Origin of the sequence: Pseudomonas sp. ESBL9 (assembly GCF_036668715.1) — a bacterium.
Taxonomy (GTDB): Bacteria; Pseudomonadota; Gammaproteobacteria; order Pseudomonadales; family Pseudomonadaceae; genus Aquipseudomonas; species Aquipseudomonas lundensis.
Genome location: NZ_JAZEVV010000005.1, coordinates 420159 through 442879 on the forward strand (window position 1 = coordinate 420159; position 22721 = coordinate 442879).

General features: G+C 60.0%; 17 protein-coding genes. 13 read left to right on the forward strand and 4 right to left on the reverse strand.

Annotated features, from left to right (window positions below):
* The first annotated feature begins 7 nt into the window (after positions 1 to 7).
* The 5 genes from V6F78_RS16880 to V6F78_RS16900 all read left to right on the forward strand — a co-directional run bounded on the left by V6F78_RS16880 (position 8) and on the right by V6F78_RS16900 (position 5457).
* Positions 8 to 649 (forward strand): tetratricopeptide repeat protein, encoded by a 642-nt coding sequence (locus V6F78_RS16880; RefSeq protein WP_047295434.1) that lies wholly within the window; start codon positions 8 to 10, stop codon positions 647 to 649.
* Entirely contained in the window at positions 642 to 1793 is a 1152-nt protein-coding gene (bamB, locus tag V6F78_RS16885) for an outer membrane protein assembly factor BamB (protein ID WP_047273865.1), read from the forward strand. Before V6F78_RS16880 ends, bamB begins: the two co-directional genes overlap by 8 nt.
* 140 nt (positions 1794 to 1933) lie before the next feature.
* The gene (der, locus tag V6F78_RS16890; RefSeq protein WP_047273868.1) at positions 1934 to 3403 is read left to right on the forward strand and encodes a ribosome biogenesis GTPase Der; all 1470 of its coding nucleotides are present in this window, start codon (positions 1934 to 1936) and stop codon (positions 3401 to 3403) included.
* A 123-nt stretch (positions 3404 to 3526) separates the two neighbouring features.
* On the forward strand, positions 3527 to 4675 hold the full coding sequence (locus V6F78_RS16895) for a pyridoxal phosphate-dependent aminotransferase (protein ID WP_169838916.1): 1149 nt from the start codon (positions 3527 to 3529) through the stop codon (positions 4673 to 4675).
* Entirely contained in the window at positions 4663 to 5457 is a 795-nt protein-coding gene (locus tag V6F78_RS16900) for an amidohydrolase (protein ID WP_332727907.1), read from the forward strand. The genes V6F78_RS16895 and V6F78_RS16900 overlap by 13 nt, the downstream gene beginning before the upstream one ends.
* 101 nt (positions 5458 to 5558) lie before the next feature.
* Here the strand turns inward: V6F78_RS16900 and leuA are convergent, their stop codons facing one another.
* The 3 genes from leuA to xseA form a co-directional block, all read right to left on the reverse strand.
* Positions 5559 to 7238, reverse strand: coding sequence for a 2-isopropylmalate synthase (gene leuA, locus V6F78_RS16905; protein WP_047273871.1), 1680 nt, complete (start codon positions 7236 to 7238; stop codon positions 5559 to 5561).
* A gap of 330 nt (positions 7239 to 7568) precedes the next feature.
* Positions 7569 to 8393 carry a M23 family metallopeptidase gene (locus tag V6F78_RS16910; RefSeq protein ID WP_047295432.1) on the reverse strand — a complete coding sequence of 275 codons (825 nt, stop codon included), beginning with the start codon at positions 8391 to 8393 and terminating at the stop codon, positions 7569 to 7571.
* A 3-nt stretch (positions 8394 to 8396) separates the two neighbouring features.
* Positions 8397 to 9776: an exodeoxyribonuclease VII large subunit gene (xseA, locus tag V6F78_RS16915; protein WP_095008715.1), complete on the reverse strand. Its 1380-nt coding sequence runs from the start codon at positions 9774 to 9776 to the stop codon at positions 8397 to 8399.
* 80 nt (positions 9777 to 9856) lie between these two features.
* Here xseA and V6F78_RS16920 point away from each other — a divergent pair, with 80 nt between their 5' ends.
* From V6F78_RS16920 to guaA, 4 genes are all read left to right on the forward strand, one after another.
* Entirely contained in the window at positions 9857 to 10603 is a 747-nt protein-coding gene (locus V6F78_RS16920; protein WP_048374539.1) for a sulfite exporter TauE/SafE family protein, read from the forward strand.
* 102 nt (positions 10604 to 10705) lie between these two features.
* The gene (locus V6F78_RS16925; RefSeq protein ID WP_047273877.1) at positions 10706 to 11254 is read left to right on the forward strand and encodes a hypothetical protein; all 549 of its coding nucleotides are present in this window, start codon (positions 10706 to 10708) and stop codon (positions 11252 to 11254) included.
* A gap of 151 nt (positions 11255 to 11405) precedes the next feature.
* On the forward strand, positions 11406 to 12875 hold the full coding sequence (gene guaB, locus V6F78_RS16930) for an IMP dehydrogenase (RefSeq protein ID WP_047273879.1): 1470 nt from the start codon (positions 11406 to 11408) through the stop codon (positions 12873 to 12875).
* 102 nt (positions 12876 to 12977) lie between these two features.
* Positions 12978 to 14555, forward strand: a complete 1578-nt coding sequence (gene guaA, locus V6F78_RS16935; RefSeq protein ID WP_047273880.1) for a glutamine-hydrolyzing GMP synthase — start codon at positions 12978 to 12980, stop codon at positions 14553 to 14555.
* A gap of 143 nt (positions 14556 to 14698) precedes the next feature.
* On the opposite strand, the gene treR is transcribed toward guaA, so the two are convergent.
* Positions 14699 to 15403 carry a trehalose operon repressor gene (gene treR / locus V6F78_RS16940; protein WP_047295429.1) on the reverse strand — a complete coding sequence of 235 codons (705 nt, stop codon included), beginning with the start codon at positions 15401 to 15403 and terminating at the stop codon, positions 14699 to 14701.
* 267 nt (positions 15404 to 15670) lie between these two features.
* On the opposite strand from treR, the gene treP reads away from it, so the two are divergent.
* The 4 genes from treP to ptsP all read left to right on the forward strand — a co-directional run bounded on the left by treP (position 15671) and on the right by ptsP (position 22720).
* Entirely contained in the window at positions 15671 to 17113 is a 1443-nt protein-coding gene (gene treP, locus V6F78_RS16945; protein ID WP_332727912.1) for a PTS system trehalose-specific EIIBC component, read from the forward strand.
* 85 nt (positions 17114 to 17198) lie between these two features.
* Positions 17199 to 18845 carry an alpha,alpha-phosphotrehalase gene (gene treC, locus V6F78_RS16950; protein WP_332727914.1) on the forward strand — a complete coding sequence of 549 codons (1647 nt, stop codon included), beginning with the start codon at positions 17199 to 17201 and terminating at the stop codon, positions 18843 to 18845.
* A gap of 69 nt (positions 18846 to 18914) precedes the next feature.
* Positions 18915 to 20138: a maltoporin gene (locus tag V6F78_RS16955; RefSeq protein ID WP_332727916.1), complete on the forward strand. Its 1224-nt coding sequence runs from the start codon at positions 18915 to 18917 to the stop codon at positions 20136 to 20138.
* A 59-nt stretch (positions 20139 to 20197) separates the two neighbouring features.
* Positions 20198 to 22720, forward strand: a complete 2523-nt coding sequence (ptsP, locus tag V6F78_RS16960) for a phosphoenolpyruvate--protein phosphotransferase (RefSeq protein WP_332727918.1) — start codon at positions 20198 to 20200, stop codon at positions 22718 to 22720.
* Position 22721 lies beyond the last annotated feature (1 nt).

The window sequence follows — 22721 nt, forward strand, 5'->3', positions numbered from 1 at the left end:
TGTTGGGGTGTCGAGTAACGATGATGATCAGCTGGGCGAGTTGAAAGACTGGTGGCAGCGCAACGGCAAACCCCTGGTCACTGGCGGCTTGCTGGCGCTGGTGGTGGTGTTCGGCTGGCAGGCTTGGCACAAATATCAGAGCAATCAGTCGCAGGGTGCGTCGATTCTCTACCAACAACTGCTTGAAACCACATTGACGCCGAGCGGCCAGCCTGATGCCGCGCAAGTCGCTGATCTGGCCAACAAGCTGAAGAACGAATACAGCGGTAGCGCCTACGCGCAATTTGGCGGTCTGTTTGTTGCCAAGGTGGCGGTTGACAACGGCAAGCTGGATGACGCGGCCAATGAGCTGAAAATCATCGTCGACAAGCCTGCCAATGCCACGTTGGGCGAAGTCGCGCGTCAGCGTCTTGCTCAGGTTCTGGCTGCACAGAACAAGGTTGATGAAGCCTTGAAGCTGCTTGAAGGTGATTCGGACAAAGCATTCCTGGCCAGCCGTGAAGAGCTCAAGGGTGACCTGCTGGTTCAGCAGGGTCGCACTGATGACGCACGTGCAGCCTACGAAAAAGCCAAGGCGGCGCTCTCGGATGAGGCGGCAGTCGGCGGCTTACAAATCAAGCTCGACGACCTGGCCAAAGGGGATGCGTAACGTGATTCGTTGGAAACATGCAGCATTGCTGGCTCTGGCCATTTTGGCCGCGGGTTGCAGCAGCAACAGCAAAAAAGAACTACCACCGGCCGCGCTGACCGACTTCAAAGAAGAAGTCGTTTTGCAAAAGCAGTGGAGCCGCTCGATTGGCGACGGCCAGGGCAAAACCTACAACATGCTGGTGCCAGCTGTTGAAGGTAATACCCTGTACGCGGCCGATGTGACCGGTGTCGTGATGGCGCTGGACCGCATGAACGGCGACGTCAAATGGAAAAAGGACCTTGAACTGCCTGTTTCCGGCGCTGTTGGCGCGGGTTACGGTCTGGTCCTGCTGGGTACCTTGCAAGGTGAAGTGGTTGCGCTTGACGCCAGTTCTGGCGAAGAAAAGTGGCGCTCCCGAGTGACCAGCGAAGTCCTGGCTCCGCCTGCCACCAACGGTGACGTGGTGGTGGTTCAAACCCAGGACGACCGCCTGATCGGCCTGGATGCCTCGACCGGCGACCAGCGCTGGACCTACGACAGCACGCCGGGTGTTCTGACCCTGCGGGGTACGGGGGCTCCTGTAGTCACCAACCATTTGGCGGTGGCAGGTCTTTCCACCGGTAAAGTGGTGGCGCTGGACACTCGCAATGGCGTGCCCGTTTGGGAGCAGCGTGTTGCCATCCCGCAAGGCCGTTCCGAACTGGAGCGCATTGTTGACATCGACGGTGGCCTGCTGCTGTCCGGTGGCACGCTGTACGTTGCCAGTTACCAGGGCCGCATGGCGGCACTGGAACTGGAAAGCGGCCGTGTGCTGTGGCAGCGTGATGCTTCCAGCTACGCCGGTGTCGCACAAGGTTTTGGCAGCGTCTACGTCAGCCTGGCGTCCGGCACTGTTGAAGGCGTCGACGAGCGTTCGACCACCGCCCTGTGGAGCAACGATTCCCTGGCCCGCCGTCAGCTGTCGGCACCGGAAGTCTTCTCCAGCTATGTAGCGGTCGGCGACATGGAAGGCTATCTGCACCTGTTGAGCCAGGTTGATGGTCGTTTCGTAGGCCGTACCCGCATTGACAGCGATGGCCTGCGGGCACGCCCGCTGGTGGTCGGTGACATGATTTACGTGTTTGGTAACAGCGGCAAACTGGAAGCCCTGACCATTCGCTAAGGCGTCTATGCTTGAGGCTCTAGGGCCTCGGGCAGCCTTGCTCTGGCAAGGTTTGCGGCACATTTTTGTGCTGTTCCGAACTCTGGCCGCTGCCTTGCAGCGGCTTTTGTATTTTCTGAAATAACGAAGTGGAGAGCCGCATGGTTCCCGTAATCGCCCTGGTGGGCCGACCAAACGTCGGCAAGTCCACCTTGTTCAACCGCCTGACCAGGACACGTGACGCCATCGTCGGCGACTTGTCCGGTCTGACCCGTGATCGCCAATACGGTGAGGCCAAGTGGCAAGGGCGTTCCTACATTCTGGTCGACACCGGCGGTATCTCCGGTGACGAGCACGGTATGGACGAAAAGATGGCCGAGCAGTCACTGCTGGCCATCGAAGAAGCTGATGTGGTGCTGTTCCTGGTAGATGCCAAGGCGGGTTTCACTGCCGCTGACCAGATGATCGGCGAACACCTGCGCAAACGAAACAAGCGTTCCTACGTGGTTGCCAACAAGGTCGACAACATCGACCCGGACATGGCTCGCGCAGAATTCGCACCGTTGGGCATGGGCGACGCGATTCCGATCGCCGGTGCCCACGGCCGCGGTATCTCGCAGTTGCTCGAAGTGGCGTTGTCCTCGTTCCCGCGTGACGAAGACGATGCCGAAGAAGGCGAACCGGAAATCGTTCTTGAAGGCGAGGAAGCCAAGCGCATTCCTGGGCCGGGCGAGAAAGACGGCATCAAGATCGCGATCATCGGTCGTCCGAACGTCGGCAAATCGACACTGGTCAACCGTATGCTCGGTGAAGACCGGGTTATCGTGTACGACCAGCCCGGCACGACCCGTGACAGCATTTACATCCCGTTTGAGCGTAACGACGAGAAGTACACGCTGATCGACACGGCCGGTGTGCGCAAGCGCGGCAAGATCCACGAAGAAGTCGAAAAATTCTCCGTGGTCAAAACCCTGCAAGCGATCAAAGACGCCAACGTGGTGATCTTTGTCATGGACGCGCGCGAAGGCGTTGTGGATCACGACCTGAACCTGTTGGGCTTTGCGCTGGAGGCCGGTCGGGCTCTGGTCATCGCGATCAACAAGTGGGACGGCATGACCCCGAGCGAGCGCGACTACGTCAAGACCGAGCTGCAACGCCGCTTGTTCTTCGTTGACTTTGCCGACATCCACTTCATCTCGGCGCTGCACGGCACGGGCGTGGGTAACCTGTACCAGTCGGTACAGAACTCCTTCAAGTCGGCGGTGACCCGCTGGCCAACGAATCGCCTGACCCAGATCCTTGAAGATGCCGTGGGCGAGCACGCACCGCCGATGGTCAACAACCGTCGCATCAAGCTGCGTTATGCCCACTTGGGTGGTGCCAACCCGCCGATTATCGTGATTCACGGTAACCAGGTTGAGAAGGTGCCGAAGTCTTATGTCCGTTACCTCGAAAACACCTACCGTCGTGTCTTGAAGCTGGTCGGTACGCCGATCCGCATCGAGTTCAAAGGGGGTGAGAACCCGTACGAGGCGAACAAAAACTCGTTGACCGACCGTCAGGTCAACAAGAAGCGCCGCATGATGTCGCACCACAAGAAAGCCGAGAAAAAACGCAAAGACAAGCGCTGATCGCGCAACCTCCATGCGTAATGAGAAAGGGTCCTGACGGGCCCTTTTTCGTGTCTGGTGTTTGGGCTATCCTCCGTGGGTCCTGTGCCGCAGTCAGTGCCGGGAACTCAACAGGGAACGGCCATGATCACCAGCAAGTTGCCGAACGTCGGCACCACCATCTTCACGCGCATGTCGCAGCTCGCGACTGAAACCGGCGCCCTCAACTTGTCTCAGGGGTTCCCTGACTTTGATGGCCCGCAAGCCTTGCGTGATGCTGTCGGTCAACACATTGCCAGTGGTCACAACCAATACGCCCCGATGACCGGCTTGCCCGCGCTACGTCAGCAAGTGGCCGCCAAAATAAGCCGCAGCTATGGCGTAACGGTCGATGCGGACGCTGAAGTGACCATCACGCCGGGTGCGACTCAGGCCATTTTCTGTGCCATTCAGGCTGTTATTCACCCTGGTGATGAAGTCATCGTGTTTGACCCCTGTTACGACAGTTACGAGCCTTCCGTAGAGCTGGCCGGTGGCCGTTGCGTTCACGTGCCGCTGGCACTGGATGATTTCTCCATCGACTGGCAAAAACTCAGTGAGGCCATTGGCCCACGTACGCGCATGATTATCCTCAACAGCCCCCACAACCCGAGCGGGGCGCTGATCAGCCGCGGGGAGCTGGACCAGTTGGCAAAACTGATCGAACACCGTGACATCTACCTCATCAGCGATGAGGTGTACGAACATTTGGTGTTCGACGGGGTGCCCCACGTCAGTGTTTTGTCACATCCCGAGTTGTACCATCGCGCATTCGTTGTCAGTTCTTTCGGCAAGACCTACCACGTAACCGGCTGGAAAACCGGGTATGTGGTCGCGCCGCCCGCCCTGACGTCAGAGCTGCGTAAAGTGCACCAATACGTCAGTTTTTGTGGGGTGACGCCGCTGCAATATGCGCTGGCCGATTTTATGGCCGCTTGCCCGCAGCACGTCGAAGAACTGCCTGCTTTTTATCAGGCCAAGCGCGACCTGTTTTGTGATTTGTTAAGCCCATCGCGCTTTACCTTCAAGCCGGTGGCGGGGACTTACTTTCAGTTGGTTGATTACTCCCTTATTCGTCCGGACCTTAATGATGTCGACATGGCCATGTGGCTGACCCGCGAACATGGCGTGGCGACGATTCCGGTTTCGGTGTTCTACCAGACCCCGCCCGAAGGGCAGCGGCTGGTTCGCCTATGTTTTGCAAAACGCGAGGAGACGCTGCGTGAAGCAGCAGAAAAACTATGCGTGATCTAAGTGGTTTACCCGATTTAACTGTAGCGCTGGTTCAGACCACCCTGGCCTGGCATGACCGTCAGGCCAATTTCGATCATTTCGACGACCTGCTGCAGCAGGCCGCGGGCGCGGATCTGGTGGTACTGCCTGAAATGTTCACCACCGGTTTCAGCATGGACTCCAAAGCCCTGGCTGAAGCAGAAAATGGCCCGACCACCACGTGGTTGCGCGAGCAAGCCAAAAAACTCGATGCCGTTGTGACAGGCAGCATCATCATTGAAGCGGCGGATGGTAGCCATCGTAATCGGCTGTTATGGGCCCGCCCGGACGGTGTCGTGCAGCACTATGACAAACGTCACTTGTTCCGTATGGCAGGCGAGCACGAACACTTCACCCCCGGTGAACGTCAGGTTCAGTTCGAAGTGAAGGGCTGGCGCATCAGGCCATTGATCTGTTACGACCTGCGCTTCCCGGTCTGGAGTTGCGATCCCCATGACACCGATTTGTTGCTTTACACCGCCAACTGGCCGGGCGCGCGGCGTCTGCACTGGAATCGCCTGCTGCCTGCCCGGGCCATTGAAAACCTGTGTTATGTCGCCGCCGTAAACCGGGTCGGAGCCGATGGCAAGGGACTGATGTACACGGGTGACAGCCATATTCTCGATTTTCAGGGCGAGTCACTGCTCAGCGCAGGTGAGGCGGATGGCGTGTTCCAGGTCAGCTTGAACGCCGGTGAACTGGCCGCTTACCGTGAGCGATTTCCGGCGGATCTGGATGCCGATGCGTTTGAACTGCAAGTCTGATGGCGCACCGTCCAACCGGGCGGTGAGGGCGTTCAGGGTGTAGCGCGCAAAAAAAGCCCCCATGGCCTTCACCATGGGGGCTTTTGTGTCGCTGACCTGCGTTAAGCGGCTTTTGCTTCGGCTTCGCTCAGGGCACGGTTCAGTGCGCTGAACAGGGCTTTGAAGCTGGCGGTGGTGATGTTTTCATCGATGCCGACGCCATGCACGGCGCGCTCGCCGTTGACCCGCAATTCAATGTAGGCCGCCGCTTTGGCGTGGGTGCCCGCACCGATGGCATGCTCGTTGTAATCCATGATCTCGGCCTTGACCGGCAAGCCTGCTACCAGTGCCTCCAAAGCGCCATTGCCTTTACCGCTCCAGCGCAGGTTGGTTTCGCCCGCGCCCTTGGCAGACACCTCGACGTCGACAGCACTGTGGCCGTTCTCTTCTTGCAAGCGATGGCTCACCAGCGCGTAAGGCGTGTTGGCTTGCAGGTATTCGCTGTGCAACAGGCTGTGGATCTGCTGGGCCGTCATCTCAAGGCCCAGACGGTCGGTTTCACGTTGCACCACCTGACTGAATTCGATCTGCATGCGGCGCGGCAAGCTGATGCCGTATTCCTGCTCGAGCAAGTAGGCAATGCCGCCTTTGCCGGACTGGCTGTTCACGCGAATCACGGCTTCGTAGCTGCGACCGATGTCTGCCGGGTCGATTGGCAAGTACGGTACTTCCCACAACGCGTCTGGCTTCTGCTGAGCGAATCCTTTGCGGATGGCATCCTGGTGCGAGCCGGAGAAGGCGGTATGCACCAGGTCGCCCACATACGGGTGGCGCGGGTGAACCGGAATCTGGTTGCACTCTTCGACGACTTTGCGCACGCCGTCGATGTCCGAGAAGTCCAGTTGCGGGTCCAGGCCCTGGGTGTACATGTTCAATGCCACGGTCACCAGATCGACGTTACCGGTGCGCTCGCCGTTGCCGAACAGGCAACCTTCGACACGGTCGGCGCCCGCCATCAGGCCGAGTTCGGTGGCCGCCACACCGGTGCCACGGTCATTGTGGGTGTGCAGGCTGATGATCACGCTGTCACGACGGTTGATATGGCGACCGAACCACTCGATCTGGTCGGCGTAAATGTTCGGCGTGGCGCACTCAACCGTGGCAGGCAGGTTGAGGATCATCTTGTGCTCAGGGGTCGGGTTCCAGACCTCAATCACGGCATCACACACTTCTTTGGCAAATTCCAGCTCAGTGGCGCTGAACGTCTCGGGCGAGTACTCGAATGTCCACTGGGTTTCAGGCTGTTGCGACGCGTATTTGACGAACAGCTTGGCTGCGCTGACGGCGATTTCCTTGATGCCGTCCTTGTCCTGGTTGAACACGATGCGGCGGAAGGCCGGGCAAGTCGCGTTGTACAAGTGAACGATGGCTTTTTTGGCACCGCGAAGCGACTCGAACGTGCGGGCGATCAAATCTTCGCGGCCCTGGGTCAAGACCTGAATGGTCGTGTCATCCGGGATATGGCCGTCTTCAATCAGGGTGCGCACAAAGTCGAAATCGGTTTGCGAAGCGGCCGGGAACGACGCCTCAATCTCCTTTACACCCACGCTCACCAGCGTCTTCCAGAAGCGCAGCTTCTTCGCCGCATCCATCGGTTCGATCAGCGACTGGTTGCCGTCGCGCAGATCGGAGCTGCACCAGATAGGTGCTTGAGTGATGGTTTTCGACGGCCAGGTCCGGTCAGGCAAATCAATGACGGGGAACGGGCGGTACTTGGAAGACGGGTTTTTGAGCATGGTCATCAGGCAATCCTTATTGTACGAGCCGAAAAAAGGCGGCTAACCGGAGATACAAAGCAGAGGGGCGAGGCACCGCAATCAGCTTTGCAGTCGTGCGCTGACGAGGCAAAGGCTGCGATGTTGACGTTGCAGAATGAGGGTGTGAGAGGTTTTCATGGCCTCAACCCTAACCATTGGCAGTAAGGATGGCAAGCGGCCAAAAAACTTTGAGAGGAATGCTCGTAAATGAATGGTTTTCGAAGGTAAATAGCGCAATCGTCTTTTATTGTTGCTTTTGATTGCGCTTCAAAGAGTGCTGCCAGCGTTTTGTGCTCTGCGCGCTCGGTGCAAATGTTACGGCTGGAAAGCGCCAATGAAAATCGCCGGGTCGACGCGCGCATCATTCAGGCTGACATTCCAATGCATGTGCGGTCCGGTAGCGCGGCCGGTTGATCCGACCCTGCCCACCACATCGCCCCGTGCCAGTTGCTGCCCGACCTGGGTGTCAATCTTCGACATGTGACAAAACATGCTGATGAACCCTTGGCCGTGGTCAACAAACACCGTATTGCCGTTGAAGAAATAATTGCCGATCAAAATCACCTTGCCTGCTGCGGGCGTTTTGATTGGCGTACCTGCGGGCACGGCAAAATCCAGACCGGCGTGCGGGTTACGCTCTTCGCCATTGAAGAAGCGCCGCACGCCAAACTTGCTCGACAGCGGTCCATTGACCGGTTTGTCGAGCAACAGGTTGCTCGGCGTCGTGGGGCTGAACGTGCGGTAGGCCTTAATCTGAATGGCCAGCTCGTTGTCGATGCGTTTGAGGTCAGCGGGGTTCGGATTGACCTGACGCTGGTTTTTCAGGGTGATGCGCTGTTCGGGGTATTTTTTGTGACCAACCGTGAAATTCAGGTCACGGCCGCCTGCGCTGATGGATTGAGTACCGGGTTTGACCGTTAACGGAATACCGACGATGGCACGCCAGGTGTCCTGTTCCTTGACCACCAGCACCGGTTTGCCCTGATAGGTGGCCTTGGGCGCTTGCACGCCGCTGCCCAGTTCAATCACGGCCACACCGCCCGGCACCGGTTTGTTGAGCAGGCGGGTGATGTAACTGTCAGCCGCGTTCGCGTTGACGGTCAGGCATAGCAACAAAAGAGCAGAGGCGAAACGCAGCATCGATCAATCCAGTAATGAAAGGGTGACAGGCGTGAGGTGGTTGTCCTCGACGCGTACATGGAGTTCGCCTTCACCCAGCTTGGCTTTCAGGCGTTGGCCGTTGTGAGTTTGTCCGGCGCTGCGAATGGCGTTACCGCGTTCGTCGAGCAGGATGCTGTACCCGCGTCCCAGGGTGGCCAGCGGGCTGACCACGTGCAGCGTTTGCATCTGGCTTTGCAACTGCAGTCGACGGGCCTTGAGGCCTTCGCGCATCGCGCGCGGCAAGCGCTCGGCCAGACTGTCGAGGCGCTGGCGCAGCAGGGCCAGTTGGCGGCCGGGGTGTTGACCGGCCAAGCGCGTTTCCAGGCGAATCAGGCGCTCTCGACGGGTATTGAGGCTGCGTTCAAAGGCGCGGCGCATGCGCATGTCCAGGTCATCCAGGCGCTGTGCTTGCTGGCGCAGACGCTCGCCGGGGTGACGCAAGCGACGCGCGAGCCCGTCAAGGCGCAGGCGCTCACGCATCAAACGGTCACGTATACGCATCACCAGGCGTCTGTGCAGGCTTTCAATGCGGTGTTGCAAGTCGCTGGAATCCGGGGCCAGCAACTCGGCGGCGGCAGACGGCGTAGGCGCTCGCACATCGGCCACGAAGTCACTGATCGAGACATCGGTCTCGTGACCGACAGCGCTCACGATCGGGGTGACGCAGGCATCGATGGCGCGGGCGACGGCCTCTTCGTTGAAGCACCACAAGTCCTCCAGCGAACCCCCGCCACGGGCCAGAATCAGCGCATCAAAGCCACGTGCATCGGCAATTTTCAACGCACGCACGATTTGCGCAGTGGCTTCGCGCCCCTGAACGGCGGTAGGAATCAGGGTCAACTCGACCTGAGGTGCGCGTCGGCGAAATACGCTGATGATGTCGCGTATCACGGCGCCGGTGGGCGAACTGATAATTGCGATGCGCTGCGGGTGGGCGGGCAGGGCGACCTTGCGTTCAGCGCTGAACAGGCCTTCGGCGCTGAGCTTTTCTTTCAGCGCATCAAAGGCCATCCGCAGCGCGCCGTCACCCGCAGGCTCAACGGTATCGAGGATCAGTTGGTAATCGCCCCGGCCTTCGAATAACGACACCTTGCCGCGCACCTTGACCGCCAGGCCATCTTTCAAGGCTTGGCGTACGCGGGCAGCGTTGTTGCGAAACAGCGCGCACCGCACCTGGGCGCCGCTGTCCTTGAGGGTGAAATACACGTGGCCGGACGCCGGGCGAGCGAGGTTGGAGATTTCGCCTTCGACCCAGATGTTGCTGAACACGTCTTCGAGCAACACCCGGGCACGGCCGTTTAGCTGGCTGACGGTCAGGACTTCGCGGTCCAGATTGAGTCTTGCAAAGGGGTCTTTAATCATGTCGGCCATCATAAGGGCGGATTGTTATCACTGCACGTATCTGGTTACAGTCCGCGCACTAAAAACAAGGAAGTTGCCCCATGGATCTGCCTTACACCGGGAGCGAGTGGTTGTTGCTGGAGCTGGCCATCGCGCTGGCGTACATCGTATTTGGCGTGGCCGGGTTCGGCACCGCGCTGGTGGCGGGCCCGCTGTTGATCCTGTGCCTGCCGTTATCGAAAATCATCCCGTTGCTGGTGCTGCTCGATTTTGTGGCGGCATTCGGGAATTGGTTGCCCGCGCGTCGCGACGTGGCACGCGCCGAGCTCTTACGCTTGCTGCCCTGCATGGCGCTGGGGTGCCTGGTCGGTGTGGTGTTTCTGCTGAACCTCAAATCAGATGTGTTGCTGCTGATGATGGGGATTTTCATCAGCGCCTATGCGATCTACAGCCTGGCCGTGAAGGCACGGCCAAGGCAGGTGGCGGCCGGTTGGGCGATTCCGGCCGGCACGGTCGGCGGGTTGTTTGGTGCACTGTTTGGCAGTGGCGGCTTTTTGTATGCGCTGTACCTCAATGCACGCTTGCCCAAAGAGGCGGCGCGGGCCACGCAAAGTGCGTTGATCAGTTGCAGCACGGTGGTGCGCTTGACCTTGTTTGTGATGGCCGGGGTGTACGCCGATGGCGCGCTGCTGCTATTGGCCGTCTGTCTGTTACCGGCAATGGCACTCGGGTTATGGACGGGACGCCGACTGACGCGCAAATTGTCCCGCGAGGCCTTTGTGCGACTGGTGACATGGCTGGTGCTGGCCAGCGGCATTGCCCTGATCGTGCGCTACTTGAGCGCTTGACCTCGGGTGATCAGGCTTTAAGCTGCGCCCCCTGAAACCCTTGCAGTCTGCGCCAGTGTTTACACCTTTGGCTTTGTTCTCTTTTTATACGTGTCGTTTTTCATGAATTCGCAAAGCATCATCGTCCCCAAAATCTCCACCTTGCCGGTTCATGAGCCGCGCGCCCGCGCCATCGTGCGCTGGTTAGTGCGCAAAAATATCATTGAAGAAGCCCTGACCACCTGCGGTCGCACCGGCAACGGCATGGCCCATGCCATCGCGCCAGGCGCTGCCGAGGTCGTGCTGCACCCCGAGGCGCTGCCGTTCGGTGAACCGGTCAATGGTCTGGAAATCATTACCAAGCGCTGCATCTACACCCCGGCCAAGGGGTTTCTTGAAGAAGCCGGATGCGCCGAGTGTCGCAAGGAAGTCGGTGAGGCCCTGTTCGAAAGCCTTGAAGACTGGATGCCGGGGCGCACCGACAACTTCACGTGCCCGTTGTGCGGCCATGAAGATGACATCAATGGTTTCCTGTTCTTGCAGCCCTGTGCGTTCTCCAATCTGGGGTTCATCTTCAATAATTGGGCCGAGGCGGGTTTCAAACAGAGCTTCCTGGACGAGTTTGCCGACTGGCTGGATCAACCCGTGGCGTGGGTGAGGGTGGAGCTTTAACGCGTGCGCCAGCGCCGGGGCATTTTTTCTGCCTTGAGAGTCAGCAAATCATTGACCCTTAGCGCAAAACTCTCTAAAGGTTTCCGTTGAGCCGCACAGGTGTTTTAAGTACAATGGCGCGCTTCCATTTTCCCGCTCGGGAGCCCCAGCGATGCTGCGTATCAGCCAAGAAGCACTCACTTTCGATGACATCCTTCTCGTCCCCGGTTATTCCGAGGTTCTCCCGAACGAAGTCAGCCTCAAGACTCGTTTGACCCGTGGCATTGAACTGAATATTCCGCTGGTTTCCGCCGCAATGGACACCGTAACTGAAGCCCGTCTGGCAATTGCCATGGCTCAGGAAGGCGGTATCGGTATCATCCACAAGAACATGACCATCGAGCAGCAAGCTCACGAAGTCCGCAAGGTCAAGCGTTTCGAAGCCGGTGTGGTCAAAGAGCCCATCACGATCGAAGCGGATGCCACCGTCCGTGAACTGCTCGAACTGACCCGCCAGCACAACATCTCCGGCGTTCCGGTCCTGCAAAATGGCGACCTGGTCGGCATCGTGACTTCCCGTGACGTGCGCTTTGAAAACCGTCTGGAAGCCTCCGTACGCGATGTGATGACGCCCAAAGAGCGTCTGGTCACCGTCAAGGAGGGCGCCGACAAAGAAGAAGCCCGCGAGCTGTTGCACAAACACCGCATCGAGCGCGTTCTGATCGTTGACGACAAATTTGCCCTCAAAGGCATGATGACCGTCAACGACATCGAAAAAGCCAAGGCCTACCCGTTGGCCAGCAAGGACGACCAAGGTCGTCTGCGCGTGGGCGCTGCGGTCGGCACCGGCAAAGACACCGCTGATCGCGTTGCAGCCCTGGTTGCTGCCGGCGTTGACGTTGTCGTAGTCGACACCGCGCATGGTCACTCCAAAGGCGTGATCGACCGCGTGCGTTGGGTCAAGCAGAACTTCCCTGACGTGCAAGTCATTGGCGGCAACATTGCCACCGGCGCAGCGGCACTGGCGCTGGCTGAAGCGGGCGCGGACGCCGTCAAGGTCGGTATCGGCCCGGGCTCGATCTGCACCACCCGTATCGTGGCCGGTGTGGGCGTTCCGCAAATCAGCGCGATTGCCAATGTGGCCGCTGCCCTTGAAGGCACTGGCGTTCCCCTGATCGCTGACGGCGGCATCCGTTTCTCCGGTGACCTGTCCAAGGCCATCGTGGCCGGTGCGTCCTGCGTGATGATGGGGTCGATGTTTGCCGGTACTGAAGAAGCACCGGGCGAAATCGAGCTGTTCCAGGGGCGTTCCTACAAGGCCTATCGCGGCATGGGTTCGCTGGGTGCGATGTCGCAGTCCCAGGGTTCCTCCGACCGTTACTTCCAGGACTCCTCCGCAGGTGCCGAGAAGCTGGTGCCCGAAGGCATCGAAGGTCGCGTGCCGTACAAAGGCTCGCTGACAGCGATCATTCACCAACTGATGGGCGGTCTGCGTTCTTCGATGGGTTACACCGGCAGCGCCGACATCGAACAAATGCGTACCCAGCCAGAGTTCGTGCGTATCACCGGTGCCGGCATGGCTGAATCTCACGTCCACGACGTGCAGATCACCAAGGAAGCGCCAAACTATCGCGTAGGTTGATAGTAATCGCACCCAGGCCAATGCCGGGTGCGATGCGAATTAAGTAACCGGGGCTGTTTGATTCAGCCCCGTGTCGTTTCTGAAATTAATCGAGATTTTGTCATGGCCCTCGACATTCACGCTCACCGCATCCTGATCCTGGACTTCGGTTCCCAGTACACCCAGCTGATCGCCCGCCGCGTGCGCGAGATCGGTGTCTACTGCGAACTGCACCCGTTCGACATGGACGACGCCGCGATCCGCGAATTCGCCCCTAAAGGCATCATCCTGGCAGGCGGCCCGGAGTCGGTTCACGAAGCCAACAGCCCGCGCGCGCCACAGGCCGTTTTCGATCTGGGCGTACCGGTCTTCGGCATTTGCTACGGCATGCAGACCATGGCCGAGCAACTGGGCGGCAAGGTTGAAGGTTCCGAGCTGCGTGAGTTCGGTTATGCCCGCGTAGACGTGGTCGGCAAAAGCCGCCTGCTCGACGGCATCGAAGACCATATCGACTCCGACGGCCTGTTCGGCCTGGACGTCTGGATGAGCCACGGTGACAAAGTCACCAAAATGCCGTCTGACTTCCACATTCTGGCCAGCACCCCGAGCTGCCCGATTGCCGGTATGTTCAACGACGAACGCGGCTACTACGGCGTTCAGTTCCACCCGGAAGTGACCCACACCAAACAGGGCGGCCGCATCCTGTCGCGCTTCATCCTCGACATCTGCGGCTGTGAAGCCCTGTGGACGCCGTCGAAGATCGCTGAAGACGCAATCGCCAACATCCGCGCCCAGGTCGGCACCGACAACGTGTTGCTCGGTCTGTCGGGCGGCGTGGACTCCTCGGTCGTGGCGGCCCTGCTGCACAAGGCCATTGGCGACCAGCTGACTTGCGTGTTCGTCGACAACGGCCTGCTGCGCCTGCACGAAGGCGAGCAAGTGATGGCCATGTTCGCCGAGAACATGGGCGTCAAAGTGATTCGCGCCAACGCTGAGGACCAGTTCCTCAACAACCTGGCGGGCGAATCCGACCCTGAGAAAAAGCGCAAGATCATCGGCCGTACCTTCATCGACGTGTTCGATGCCGAATCCTGCAAGCTGGACAACATCAAGTACCTGGCCCAAGGCACCATCTACCCGGACGTGATCGAATCGGCTGGCGCCAAAAGCGGCAAGGCGCACGTCATCAAGTCGCACCACAACGTGGGCGGCCTGCCGGAAGAAATGAACCTCAAGCTGGTTGAACCGCTGCGCGAGCTGTTCAAGGACGAAGTTCGTCGTCTGGGGCTGGAACTGGGCCTGCCGTACGACATGGTCTACCGTCACCCGTTCCCGGGCCCGGGCCTGGGCGTGCGCATCCTGGGTGAAGTGAAAAAGGAATACGCCGACATCCTGCGTCGTGCTGACCACATCTTCATCGAAGAGCTGCGCAAGGCCGACTGGTATCACAAAGTCAGCCAAGCGTTCGTGGTGTTCCAGCCGGTCAAATCGGTGGGTGTGGTCGGTGACGGCCGTCGTTACGCCTGGGTTGTTGCCCTGCGTGCCGTAGAAACCATCGACTTCATGACTGCGCGTTGGGCACACCTGCCTTACGAACTGCTGGAAACCGTGAGCGGTCGCATCATCAACGAAATCGAAGGCATCTCCCGTGTTACCTACGACGTGTCGAGCAAGCCGCCGGCAACGATTGAGTGGGAATAAGCCTGGCCGGTTAACCGGTTCGATGTGAAAAAGGCGGTCAACACTGAGTGTTGACCGCCTTTTTTGTTTCTGCGCTTTGTCACCGTGCGGCTAACCGGGGTGGCGGTCACTGACGAGCGCAAGGCTGCGCGTAACCAGTGAACCTAGCGCCGTGCCACATCGGAAAAGTAAAACTTGTCCAGCGTGTGCCGCGATTCGGTGTACTCAAACTGCCGTCCGTCCTGCAAAAACGTTTGGTTGCTGACCACGATCACATGGCTTTGGCCGTCCATGTCCAGGTGTTGCTGATCGTCTTGGCTGCGCGGCACGGCTTCGATGGTGCGCTGGGCGTAGCTGATTTGCAGCTTCAGGTGCTGTTCGATGTAGGCATAAATCGAGTGCTGGGCGATGCCTTCGTCCAACCCCGGGATCAGGTCGGTCACGAAGTGGTTGATGTCCAGAATCACGCGTTTGCCATCGATGCGCCTGACCCGTTTGATGCGGGTGATCGAACTGCCAGCCTCGGCATCAATGTGCGCGTGCAGCGCGCCTTCAAGGGCAATCTGGCTGAATTCGACCACGTCGGTGCTGACGTTTTCACCCAGCCGCGGCCAGGTTTCTTGAAAGCTGACGATGCCGCCCAGTTGAAACTCAATCGGGTGGGTGGACAGCACAAACGTCCCTTTGCCATGCACCTTGTGCGCAAAACCGCGTTCCTGCAGTTGCTCAATTGCTTTGCGCACCGTGCCGCGGCTGGCCTCGTAGGTGGCCATCAATTCAGCTTCCGAGGGCAGGCGGGCGCCGTGTTGCAGGCGCTCGCTGGTGATGCTGGCAAGCAGATCGCTGTAGATCTGGTTGTATTTGGTCATGGCGAGGGCTCGATGCCGATGGGTGCTCTGGGCCCGAACCTTAAGTGCAGGGTTCAGGTAGCGCAAGTCCCATAAAAGATTGGGAGCCATCACACGCAGTCTTCAGATTTGTCTTTCAGTCCCGGTCCTGTGCTGGCGAGCGAAACATACAATACTTTAACTCGTCTGTACCAGTTGTTGATTTAACTGGTGCAGACGAGTATTTTTCGTTTCAGCGTGCTGCCTCAACGACGCCCCATAACAATAATTCCAGGCAGGAGATCCGGCATGAGCCACGATTACTCTTCCATCGCCAGCGAGCTGATCACCAGCCTCGGTGGTGCCGACAACATCGAACAGGCTGCGCATTGCGTCACGCGTCTGCGCCTGGCCCTCAACGATGTAAACCGGGTCGACAGCGCGACCCTCAATCAGATCGATCTGGTCAAAGGTTCCTTTTTCAACGGCGGGCTGTTTCAGGTGGTGATCGGCCCCGGCGATGTCGAGAAGGTCTACGCCGCCTTGCGTGAGCAAACCGGGTTGGCGGCCTCGACGCTCGCAGACGTCAAACAGCAGGGTGCCGACAAGGGCAATGGCTTGCAGCGCCTGGTGCGGGTGTTTTCGGATGTGTTCATGCCGATTCTGCCAGCGCTCATCATTGCGGGCCTGTTGTTGGGCATTAACAACCTGATCGGCGCCAAAGGCATGTTCATTGCCGACAAAACCCTGCTCGACGCTTATCCCTCGCTGGACGGGCTGTGGAGCCTGATCAACCTGATGGCCAATACCTCGTTTGTGTTCCTGCCCGCGCTGGTCGGCTGGTCAGCGGCCAAGCGCTTTGGCGGCAGTGAAATCCTCGGCATCGTGCTGGGCCTGATGCTGGTGCACCCCGACCTGCTCAATGCCTGGAACTACGGCAAGGCGGTGGCGGGGCTGGAGGGCCAGAGCCTGCCGTACTTCGACATCTTTGGCGTGTTCCAGATTGAAAAGGTCGGCTATCAGGGGCAAATCCTGCCGATTCTGCTGGCTGCCTACGTGATGAGCATGATCGAGAAATGGCTGCGCGCGCGGGTGCCCAATGCCATTCAACTGCTGGTGGTGCCCATTACCACGATTGTCATCACCGGGGTGCTGGCGCTGGCCGTGATTGGCCCGGTCACCCGGCATCTGGGGATTCTGATTACCCAGGGCCTGGTGATGCTGTTTGACCTGGCGCCCGTGATCGGCGGCCTGATCTTTGGTGTGCTGTATGCGCCGATGGTGATTACCGGCATGCACCACATGTTCCTCGCGGTCGATTTGCAGTTGATCTCCACGCAGGGCGGCACCTTTATCTGGCCGATGATTGTGATGTCCAACCTGGCCCAAGGCAGTGCCGCGCTCGGGGTGTTCTACATGAGCCGCAACCTGCGCGAGCGCAGCATGGCGTCAACCTCAGCAATTTCCGCCTATTTCGGCATCACCGAACCGGCGATGTTCGGCATCAACCTGCGCTACAAATTCCCGTTTTATGCGGCGCTCACCGGGTCGGCACTGGGCAGTATTTTCCTGTCGCTCAATCAGGTGCAGGCCTCGGCGATCGGTGTCGGCGGGTTGCCCGGTTTTATCTCGATCACCCCCGGGCACATCCCGATGTTTGTCATCGGGATGCTGGTGGCCATCGTCGTGCCGTTTGCCCTGACGTGTGTGCTGAGCATGAAAATCATCCGCCCCGGTTACCGCGTGGCCTGAACCCTCACTTGAGGGGCGGCGGCAGGCTGCCCCTCCTGAAAAGCGCAACCGCGATAACCCAAGGCAACACAAGGAACTTCCCCCCATGCACGATTGGCAGCGTTCGGTGATCTATCAGGTCTACCCCAAGAGTTTTCATAGCCATGCCGGCAACGCGACCGGCGATTTGCTGGGGGTGGTCGACAAGCTCGACTACCTGCAATGGCTGGGGGTGGATTACCTGTGGCTGACGCCGTTTCTGCGCTCGCCCCAGCGCGACAACGGCTATGACATCAGCGACTACTACGCCATTGACCCGAGCTACGGCAGCATGGCCGATTGCGAGCTGCTGATCCTCGAAGCCCGTGCCAGGGGCATCAAGCTGATGCTCGACATTGTGGTCAACCACACCTCCATCGAGCACCCCTGGTTCCAGCAGGCCCGCAGCAGCCTCGACAACCCGTACCGAGACTTTTACATCTGGCGCGACCAGCCAAACAACTGGCATTCCAAGTTTGGCGGGTCGGCGTGGGAGTACGAGGCGCAAACCGGCCAGTACTACCTGCACCTGTTTGACCACACCCAGGCCGACCTCAATTGGGACAACCCCAAGGTCCGCGCCGAGGTTTACACGTTGATGCGCTTCTGGCGCGACAAAGGCGTGGGCGGTTTCCGTCTGGATGTCATCAACCTGATCTCCAAGCCCGCGGACTTTGCCCAGGATGACAGTGACGGACGGCGTTTTTACACCGATGGCCCGCGGGTGCATGAGTACCTGCAAGAGATGCACCGCGAAGTCTTCGCCGGGCACGACCTGCTCAATGTCGGCGAGATGTCCTCGACCTCCCTTGAACACTGCATCCGTTATTCCGACCCGCAGCGCCGCGAGCTGTCGATGACCTTCAACTTTCATCACTTGAAGGTGGACTACCCGAACCAGCAAAAGTGGGTGCGCGCCGACGTCGACTTCCTCGCGCTCAAACGCATCCTCAGCGAGTGGCAGCAGGGCATGCAGGCCGGTGGCGGCTGGAATGCGCTGTTCTGGTGTAACCACGATCAGCCGCGCGCCGTTTCGCGCTTTGGCGATGACGGCGAACACCGCGTGCTGTCGGCCAAAATGCTGGCCACCGCCCTGCATGGCCTGCAAGGCACACCCTTTGTCTATCAGGGGGAAGAGCTCGGCATGACCAACCCCGGCTTCGAGCACATCAAGCAGTACCGCGACGTCGAAACCCTGAACATTTACCGCCTCAAGCGCGACGCAGGCGAACCCCATGCCGGGTGCATGGCCGCGATCATGCAAAAGTCGCGGGACAACGGCCGTACGCCGATGCAATGGAACCACCAGCCGAATGCAGGTTTCAGCACCGCGAAACCCTGGATAGACCTGCCGGACAACGCCACTCGCATCACCGTCGAAGACCAGCGCCACGACCCGTCGTCGGTGCTGCACCACTACCGCCGCCTGATCGCCTTGCGCCGTGCCGAGCCGTTACTGCAACACGGCGAATATCGCCCGTTGCTGCTGGACCACCCACGTGTCTGGGCCTACCTGCGTCAGGGCGATAACGAGCGATTGCTGGTGCTCAACAACTTTTACGGCACGCCCTGCGATGTCGAATTGCCCGCTGAGGTCATCGACCAGCACCGGCAACAGCGTGTGCTCATCAGTAACTACGACGACTGCCCGCAGCGAACGCGGCGCATCACGTTACGGCCCTACGAATCGTTCGCCTTGCACGTGCAGGACTGACGCGGGCTAACCCCTGCCAGCGGTTTAGCCGTTGTGATTTACCCATAACAATAAGAAAGGTCATCTTTTATGAACACACCACTCAACCGCTGCGTGCTTACCGCATCGTTATGCCTGCTGGCACCGCTCCCGGCGCAGGCGCTGGAATTCTCGGGTTACCTGCGCAGCGGCGTCGGCAACTCGCTCAACGGGGGCAAACAATCGTGTTTCAAACTGCCCGGCGCTGAAACCAAATACCGGCTGGGCAACGAGTGCGAGCAGTACGCGGAGCTGGAACTTCGCCAGGACATCCTGACCCTGGATGACGGCTCGGTGCTCAGCGTCGACGGCATGGCCTCGTTTTACAACCAGTACAACCACCAGCTCACCTTTCAAGGGGAGAACGGTTCGGTGCGCATGCCTCAGCTGTACGCGCAATGGTCGAACCTGCCGCGTCTTAATGGCGGCTCGCTGTGGGCCGGGCGGCGCTACTACAAACGCAATGACATCCACATCTCCGACTTTTACTACTGGAACCAGAGCGCCACGGGCGGCGGCATCGAAGATGTGCTGATCGGCGGTTTGAAATACAGCTATGCGTTTTCGCGCAAAGACAGCCTTTATCAGGAGCAGGCTGTCACCCGTCACGACGTCAACGTTGCCGGGTTCAAGACCAACCCCGGAGGCGAGCTGGAGTTCGGTGTGAGCTACCTCGAAAAACCCCGGCGCACCGATGCCCACAGCGGCTGGGCGATCACGGCGCAGCACGTGCAAAACGCCTTTTTGGGGGGCCGCAACACCGTTGCCCTGCAATACGGCGAGGGTTCAGGGACAGGGCTTGGCTACACCGGCAACACCCGGCTGGACAACAGCAGTAAACGGTATCGGCTGGTGGAGTTTTTTGACTGGCAAGTGACGCCGCGCTTCGGCGGACAGGTCGAGGCGGTCTATCAAAAAGACGTTCGCCCTCAGGATGGCAATCAAGAGTGGCTGTCGCTGGGTGTGCGCCCGGCGTACGCGATCAGTCAACAGTTCAAACTGGTCACCGAACTTGGTCACGATCAGGTCAAGGCCGCCGACGGCACCCGCACCTTGAGCAAATTTACCTTTGCGCCCACCTGGTCGCCCAAGGGGCCCGGCTTTTGGGAGCGCCCCGAAATTCGCCTGTATTACACCTATGCCCGCTGGAACAAAGCCGCACAACTGGCCGCCAATCGATTGGACGCCGGGTCGGCGTTATCTGACAGCGGCGCGTTTGGCAGGGCCCGGCACGGTTCAAATATGGGATTGCAGGTCGAGTACTGGTGGAAATAAGCGACGCTGGCGAGGCGCGCACGCCCTCGGCATTCAAACTCTCTCTTGCAGGTGAAGTCATGGTCACACCCTCACAACTGGAACTGCTGGCGCCCCTGTCAGGCGTGGTGCTGGCGCTCGACGATGTCCCTGATCCGGTGTTCTCCAGTCGCCTGATGGGCGATGGTGTGTGCATCGACCCGACGTCACAGATGTTATGCGCCCCGCTGGCCGGGGTGGTCAGCAACCTGCAACACACGGGGCATGCCCTGAGCATCACCCACGACAGCGGTGTGCAGGTGCTGCTGCACATTGGGCTGGACACGGTGAACCTTCAGGGCAAAGGTTTTATCGCGCAGGTTGAGGAAGGCCAGCGGGTTGAGGCCGGGCAGCCGCTGATTGAGTTCGATGCCGACTACCTGGCGCTGCATGCCCGCAGTTTGCTGACGCTGATGCTGGTGATCAGCGGGGAGGGTTTTCAGGCGCTGGCGCACGGCAAGGCGCACATCCAGACCGGGCAGCCTCTTTTGCACGTGCAGGTGCACGCGGGTAAAGACGAGGGGGCAACCGGTCATGAAGACAGTCCGGTGTTGCATTCGCAGGCCGTGTTGCTGCCCAACCCCAATGGCCTGCATGCGCGACCGGCCGGGGTGTTGGCCCAGGCGGCGAAAGGCTTTGCGGCACGTGTTCAACTGCATCGCCAGCACGACAGCGCCAATGCCAAGTCGCTGGTGGCGATCATGGCGTTGCAAACCGCGTATGCAGACAGCGTTTACCTCAGTGCGGCGGGGCCGGATGCCGAGGCGGCCCTGCGTGAGTTGTCCGAGCTGCTGAGCCAAGGCTGTGGCGAAGAGGTTGAGCATGTGGTGTTGGCCCCAGACCCCGACCCCGTCGCCCGTGACGGGGTGTCGGATGTGCTGCGCGGCGTGTGCGCCTCCACCGGTTCGGCGTTCGGTTACGTGGTGCAGGTGGCGCACAGCGCGCTGGAGGTGGACGAACATGCCAGCGAGGCGCAACGCGAACACGCCGCGCTGCAACACGCGTTGGCCCGGGCGGCCGATGAGTTGCAGGGGCTGCGCGATGACGCATCCAACCCGGCGCAGCGCGACATCTTTCGGGCGCATCAGCAGTTGTTGCAAGACCCGAGCTTGCTGGAGCATGCCGCCGAGCTGATCAACGCAGGCAAAAGTGCAGCCTTTGCCTGGCGCAATGCGACCGAAGCCACCTCGGCGCTGTTCAAGGGCCTGGGCAGTCCGTTACTGGCTGAGCGGGCGCTGGATCTGGAAGACGTGGGGCTGCGCGTGCTCAAACGGATTCTCGGCGTGGATGACCGTGCGCTGGCGTTGCCCGATCAGGCGATATTGGTGGCAGAACAACTGACGCCCTCGCAAACGGCCGGGCTCGACACCCGCAAAGTCGTGGGGGTTGTCACCGTGGGCGGCGGTGCTACCAGCCATGTCGCCATTCTGGCCCGTGCCTTGGGCATCCCGGCGTTGTGCGGGGTGTCACCTCAGGTGCTGGCGCTGGCCAGTGGCCTGCCGGTATTGCTGGATGCCGATGCAGGTCAGTTGCACGTGCAGCCTGATGTAGGGCAGATGGAGCAATTGGGTGCGCAGCGCGCGTTGCGTGAGGACCGTCTACAACGGGATTTGCAGCACGCGTCGTTGGCGGCCTGCACCCTGGACGGGCACCCGGTGAACATCACCGCCAATATTGCCTCGCGGGCAGAGGCTGAACACGCGATGACCCTGGGCGCCCACGGCGTCGGGCTACTGCGCTCGGAGTTTTTGTATCTGGATCGCAGCCGCGCGCCTTCCCATGAAGAGCAAGTGGCCACCTACTGCGAGATAGCCCGCGCCGTGGGCACTGAACACCCGCTGGTGGTGCGTACGCTGGATGTGGGCGGTGACAAACCGCTGGCCTACGTGCCAATGGCCAGTGAACTCAACCCGTTCCTGGGCATGCGCGGTATTCGCCTGTGCCTTGAACGTCCGCAGTTGCTGCGCGACCAGTTGCGCGCCGTTTTGGCCAGTGCCGGGCTGACGCAACTGCACATCCTGTTGCCGATGGTCACGCACTTGTCCGAGTTGCGGGTCGCGCGGCAGATGTTGCAGGAAGAGGCGCAGCGGCTGGGGCTCAGCGCGTTGCCCAAGCTGGGCATCATGATCGAAGTGCCTGCGGCGGCCTTGATGGCCGACCTGTTTGCGCCCGAGGTGGATTTCTTCTCGATTGGCACCAACGACTTGACCCAATACACCTTGGCCATGGACCGCGATCATCCGCGCCTGGCCCGTCAGGCCGACAGCTTGCACCCGGCCGTGTTGCGCCTGATCGCTCACACGGTCCGGGCCGCCCACGCCCATGGCAAGTGGGTGGGCGTGTGTGGCGCGCTGGCCTCCGAGCCGTTGGCGGTGCCGGTGCTGCTGGGCCTGGGGGTGGATGAACTGTCGGTCAGCGTGCCGCTGATCCCGGCCATCAAGGCACGGGTGCGCGAAGTGCAATTGACCGCCTGCAAGGCATTGGCCGACAAGGTGCTGGCGCTGGAAAGCGCCGAGCATGTGCGGGCCACCTTACAGCCTCAATCGTTAGTGCTGGAGCATTGAA

Coding starts and splice junctions, on each gene's coding strand:
- bamB (WP_047273865.1), top strand. CDS start 642: ATGCGTAACGTGATTCGTTGGAAACATGCAGCATTGCTGGCTCTGGCC.
- der (WP_047273868.1), top strand. CDS start 1,934: ATGGTTCCCGTAATCGCCCTGGTGGGCCGACCAAACGTCGGCAAGTCC.
- V6F78_RS16895 (WP_169838916.1), top strand. CDS start 3,527: ATGATCACCAGCAAGTTGCCGAACGTCGGCACCACCATCTTCACGCGC.
- V6F78_RS16900 (WP_332727907.1), top strand. CDS start 4,663: ATGCGTGATCTAAGTGGTTTACCCGATTTAACTGTAGCGCTGGTTCAG.
- leuA (WP_047273871.1), bottom strand. CDS start 7,238: ATGACCATGCTCAAAAACCCGTCTTCCAAGTACCGCCCGTTCCCCGTC.
- V6F78_RS16910 (WP_047295432.1), bottom strand. CDS start 8,393: ATGCTGCGTTTCGCCTCTGCTCTTTTGTTGCTATGCCTGACCGTCAAC.
- xseA (WP_095008715.1), bottom strand. CDS start 9,776: ATGATTAAAGACCCCTTTGCAAGACTCAATCTGGACCGCGAAGTCCTG.
- V6F78_RS16920 (WP_048374539.1), top strand. CDS start 9,857: ATGGATCTGCCTTACACCGGGAGCGAGTGGTTGTTGCTGGAGCTGGCC.
- V6F78_RS16925 (WP_047273877.1), top strand. CDS start 10,706: ATGAATTCGCAAAGCATCATCGTCCCCAAAATCTCCACCTTGCCGGTT.
- guaB (WP_047273879.1), top strand. CDS start 11,406: ATGCTGCGTATCAGCCAAGAAGCACTCACTTTCGATGACATCCTTCTC.
- guaA (WP_047273880.1), top strand. CDS start 12,978: ATGGCCCTCGACATTCACGCTCACCGCATCCTGATCCTGGACTTCGGT.
- treR (WP_047295429.1), bottom strand. CDS start 15,403: ATGACCAAATACAACCAGATCTACAGCGATCTGCTTGCCAGCATCACC.
- treP (WP_332727912.1), top strand. CDS start 15,671: ATGAGCCACGATTACTCTTCCATCGCCAGCGAGCTGATCACCAGCCTC.
- treC (WP_332727914.1), top strand. CDS start 17,199: ATGCACGATTGGCAGCGTTCGGTGATCTATCAGGTCTACCCCAAGAGT.
- V6F78_RS16955 (WP_332727916.1), top strand. CDS start 18,915: ATGAACACACCACTCAACCGCTGCGTGCTTACCGCATCGTTATGCCTG.
- ptsP (WP_332727918.1), top strand. CDS start 20,198: ATGGTCACACCCTCACAACTGGAACTGCTGGCGCCCCTGTCAGGCGTG.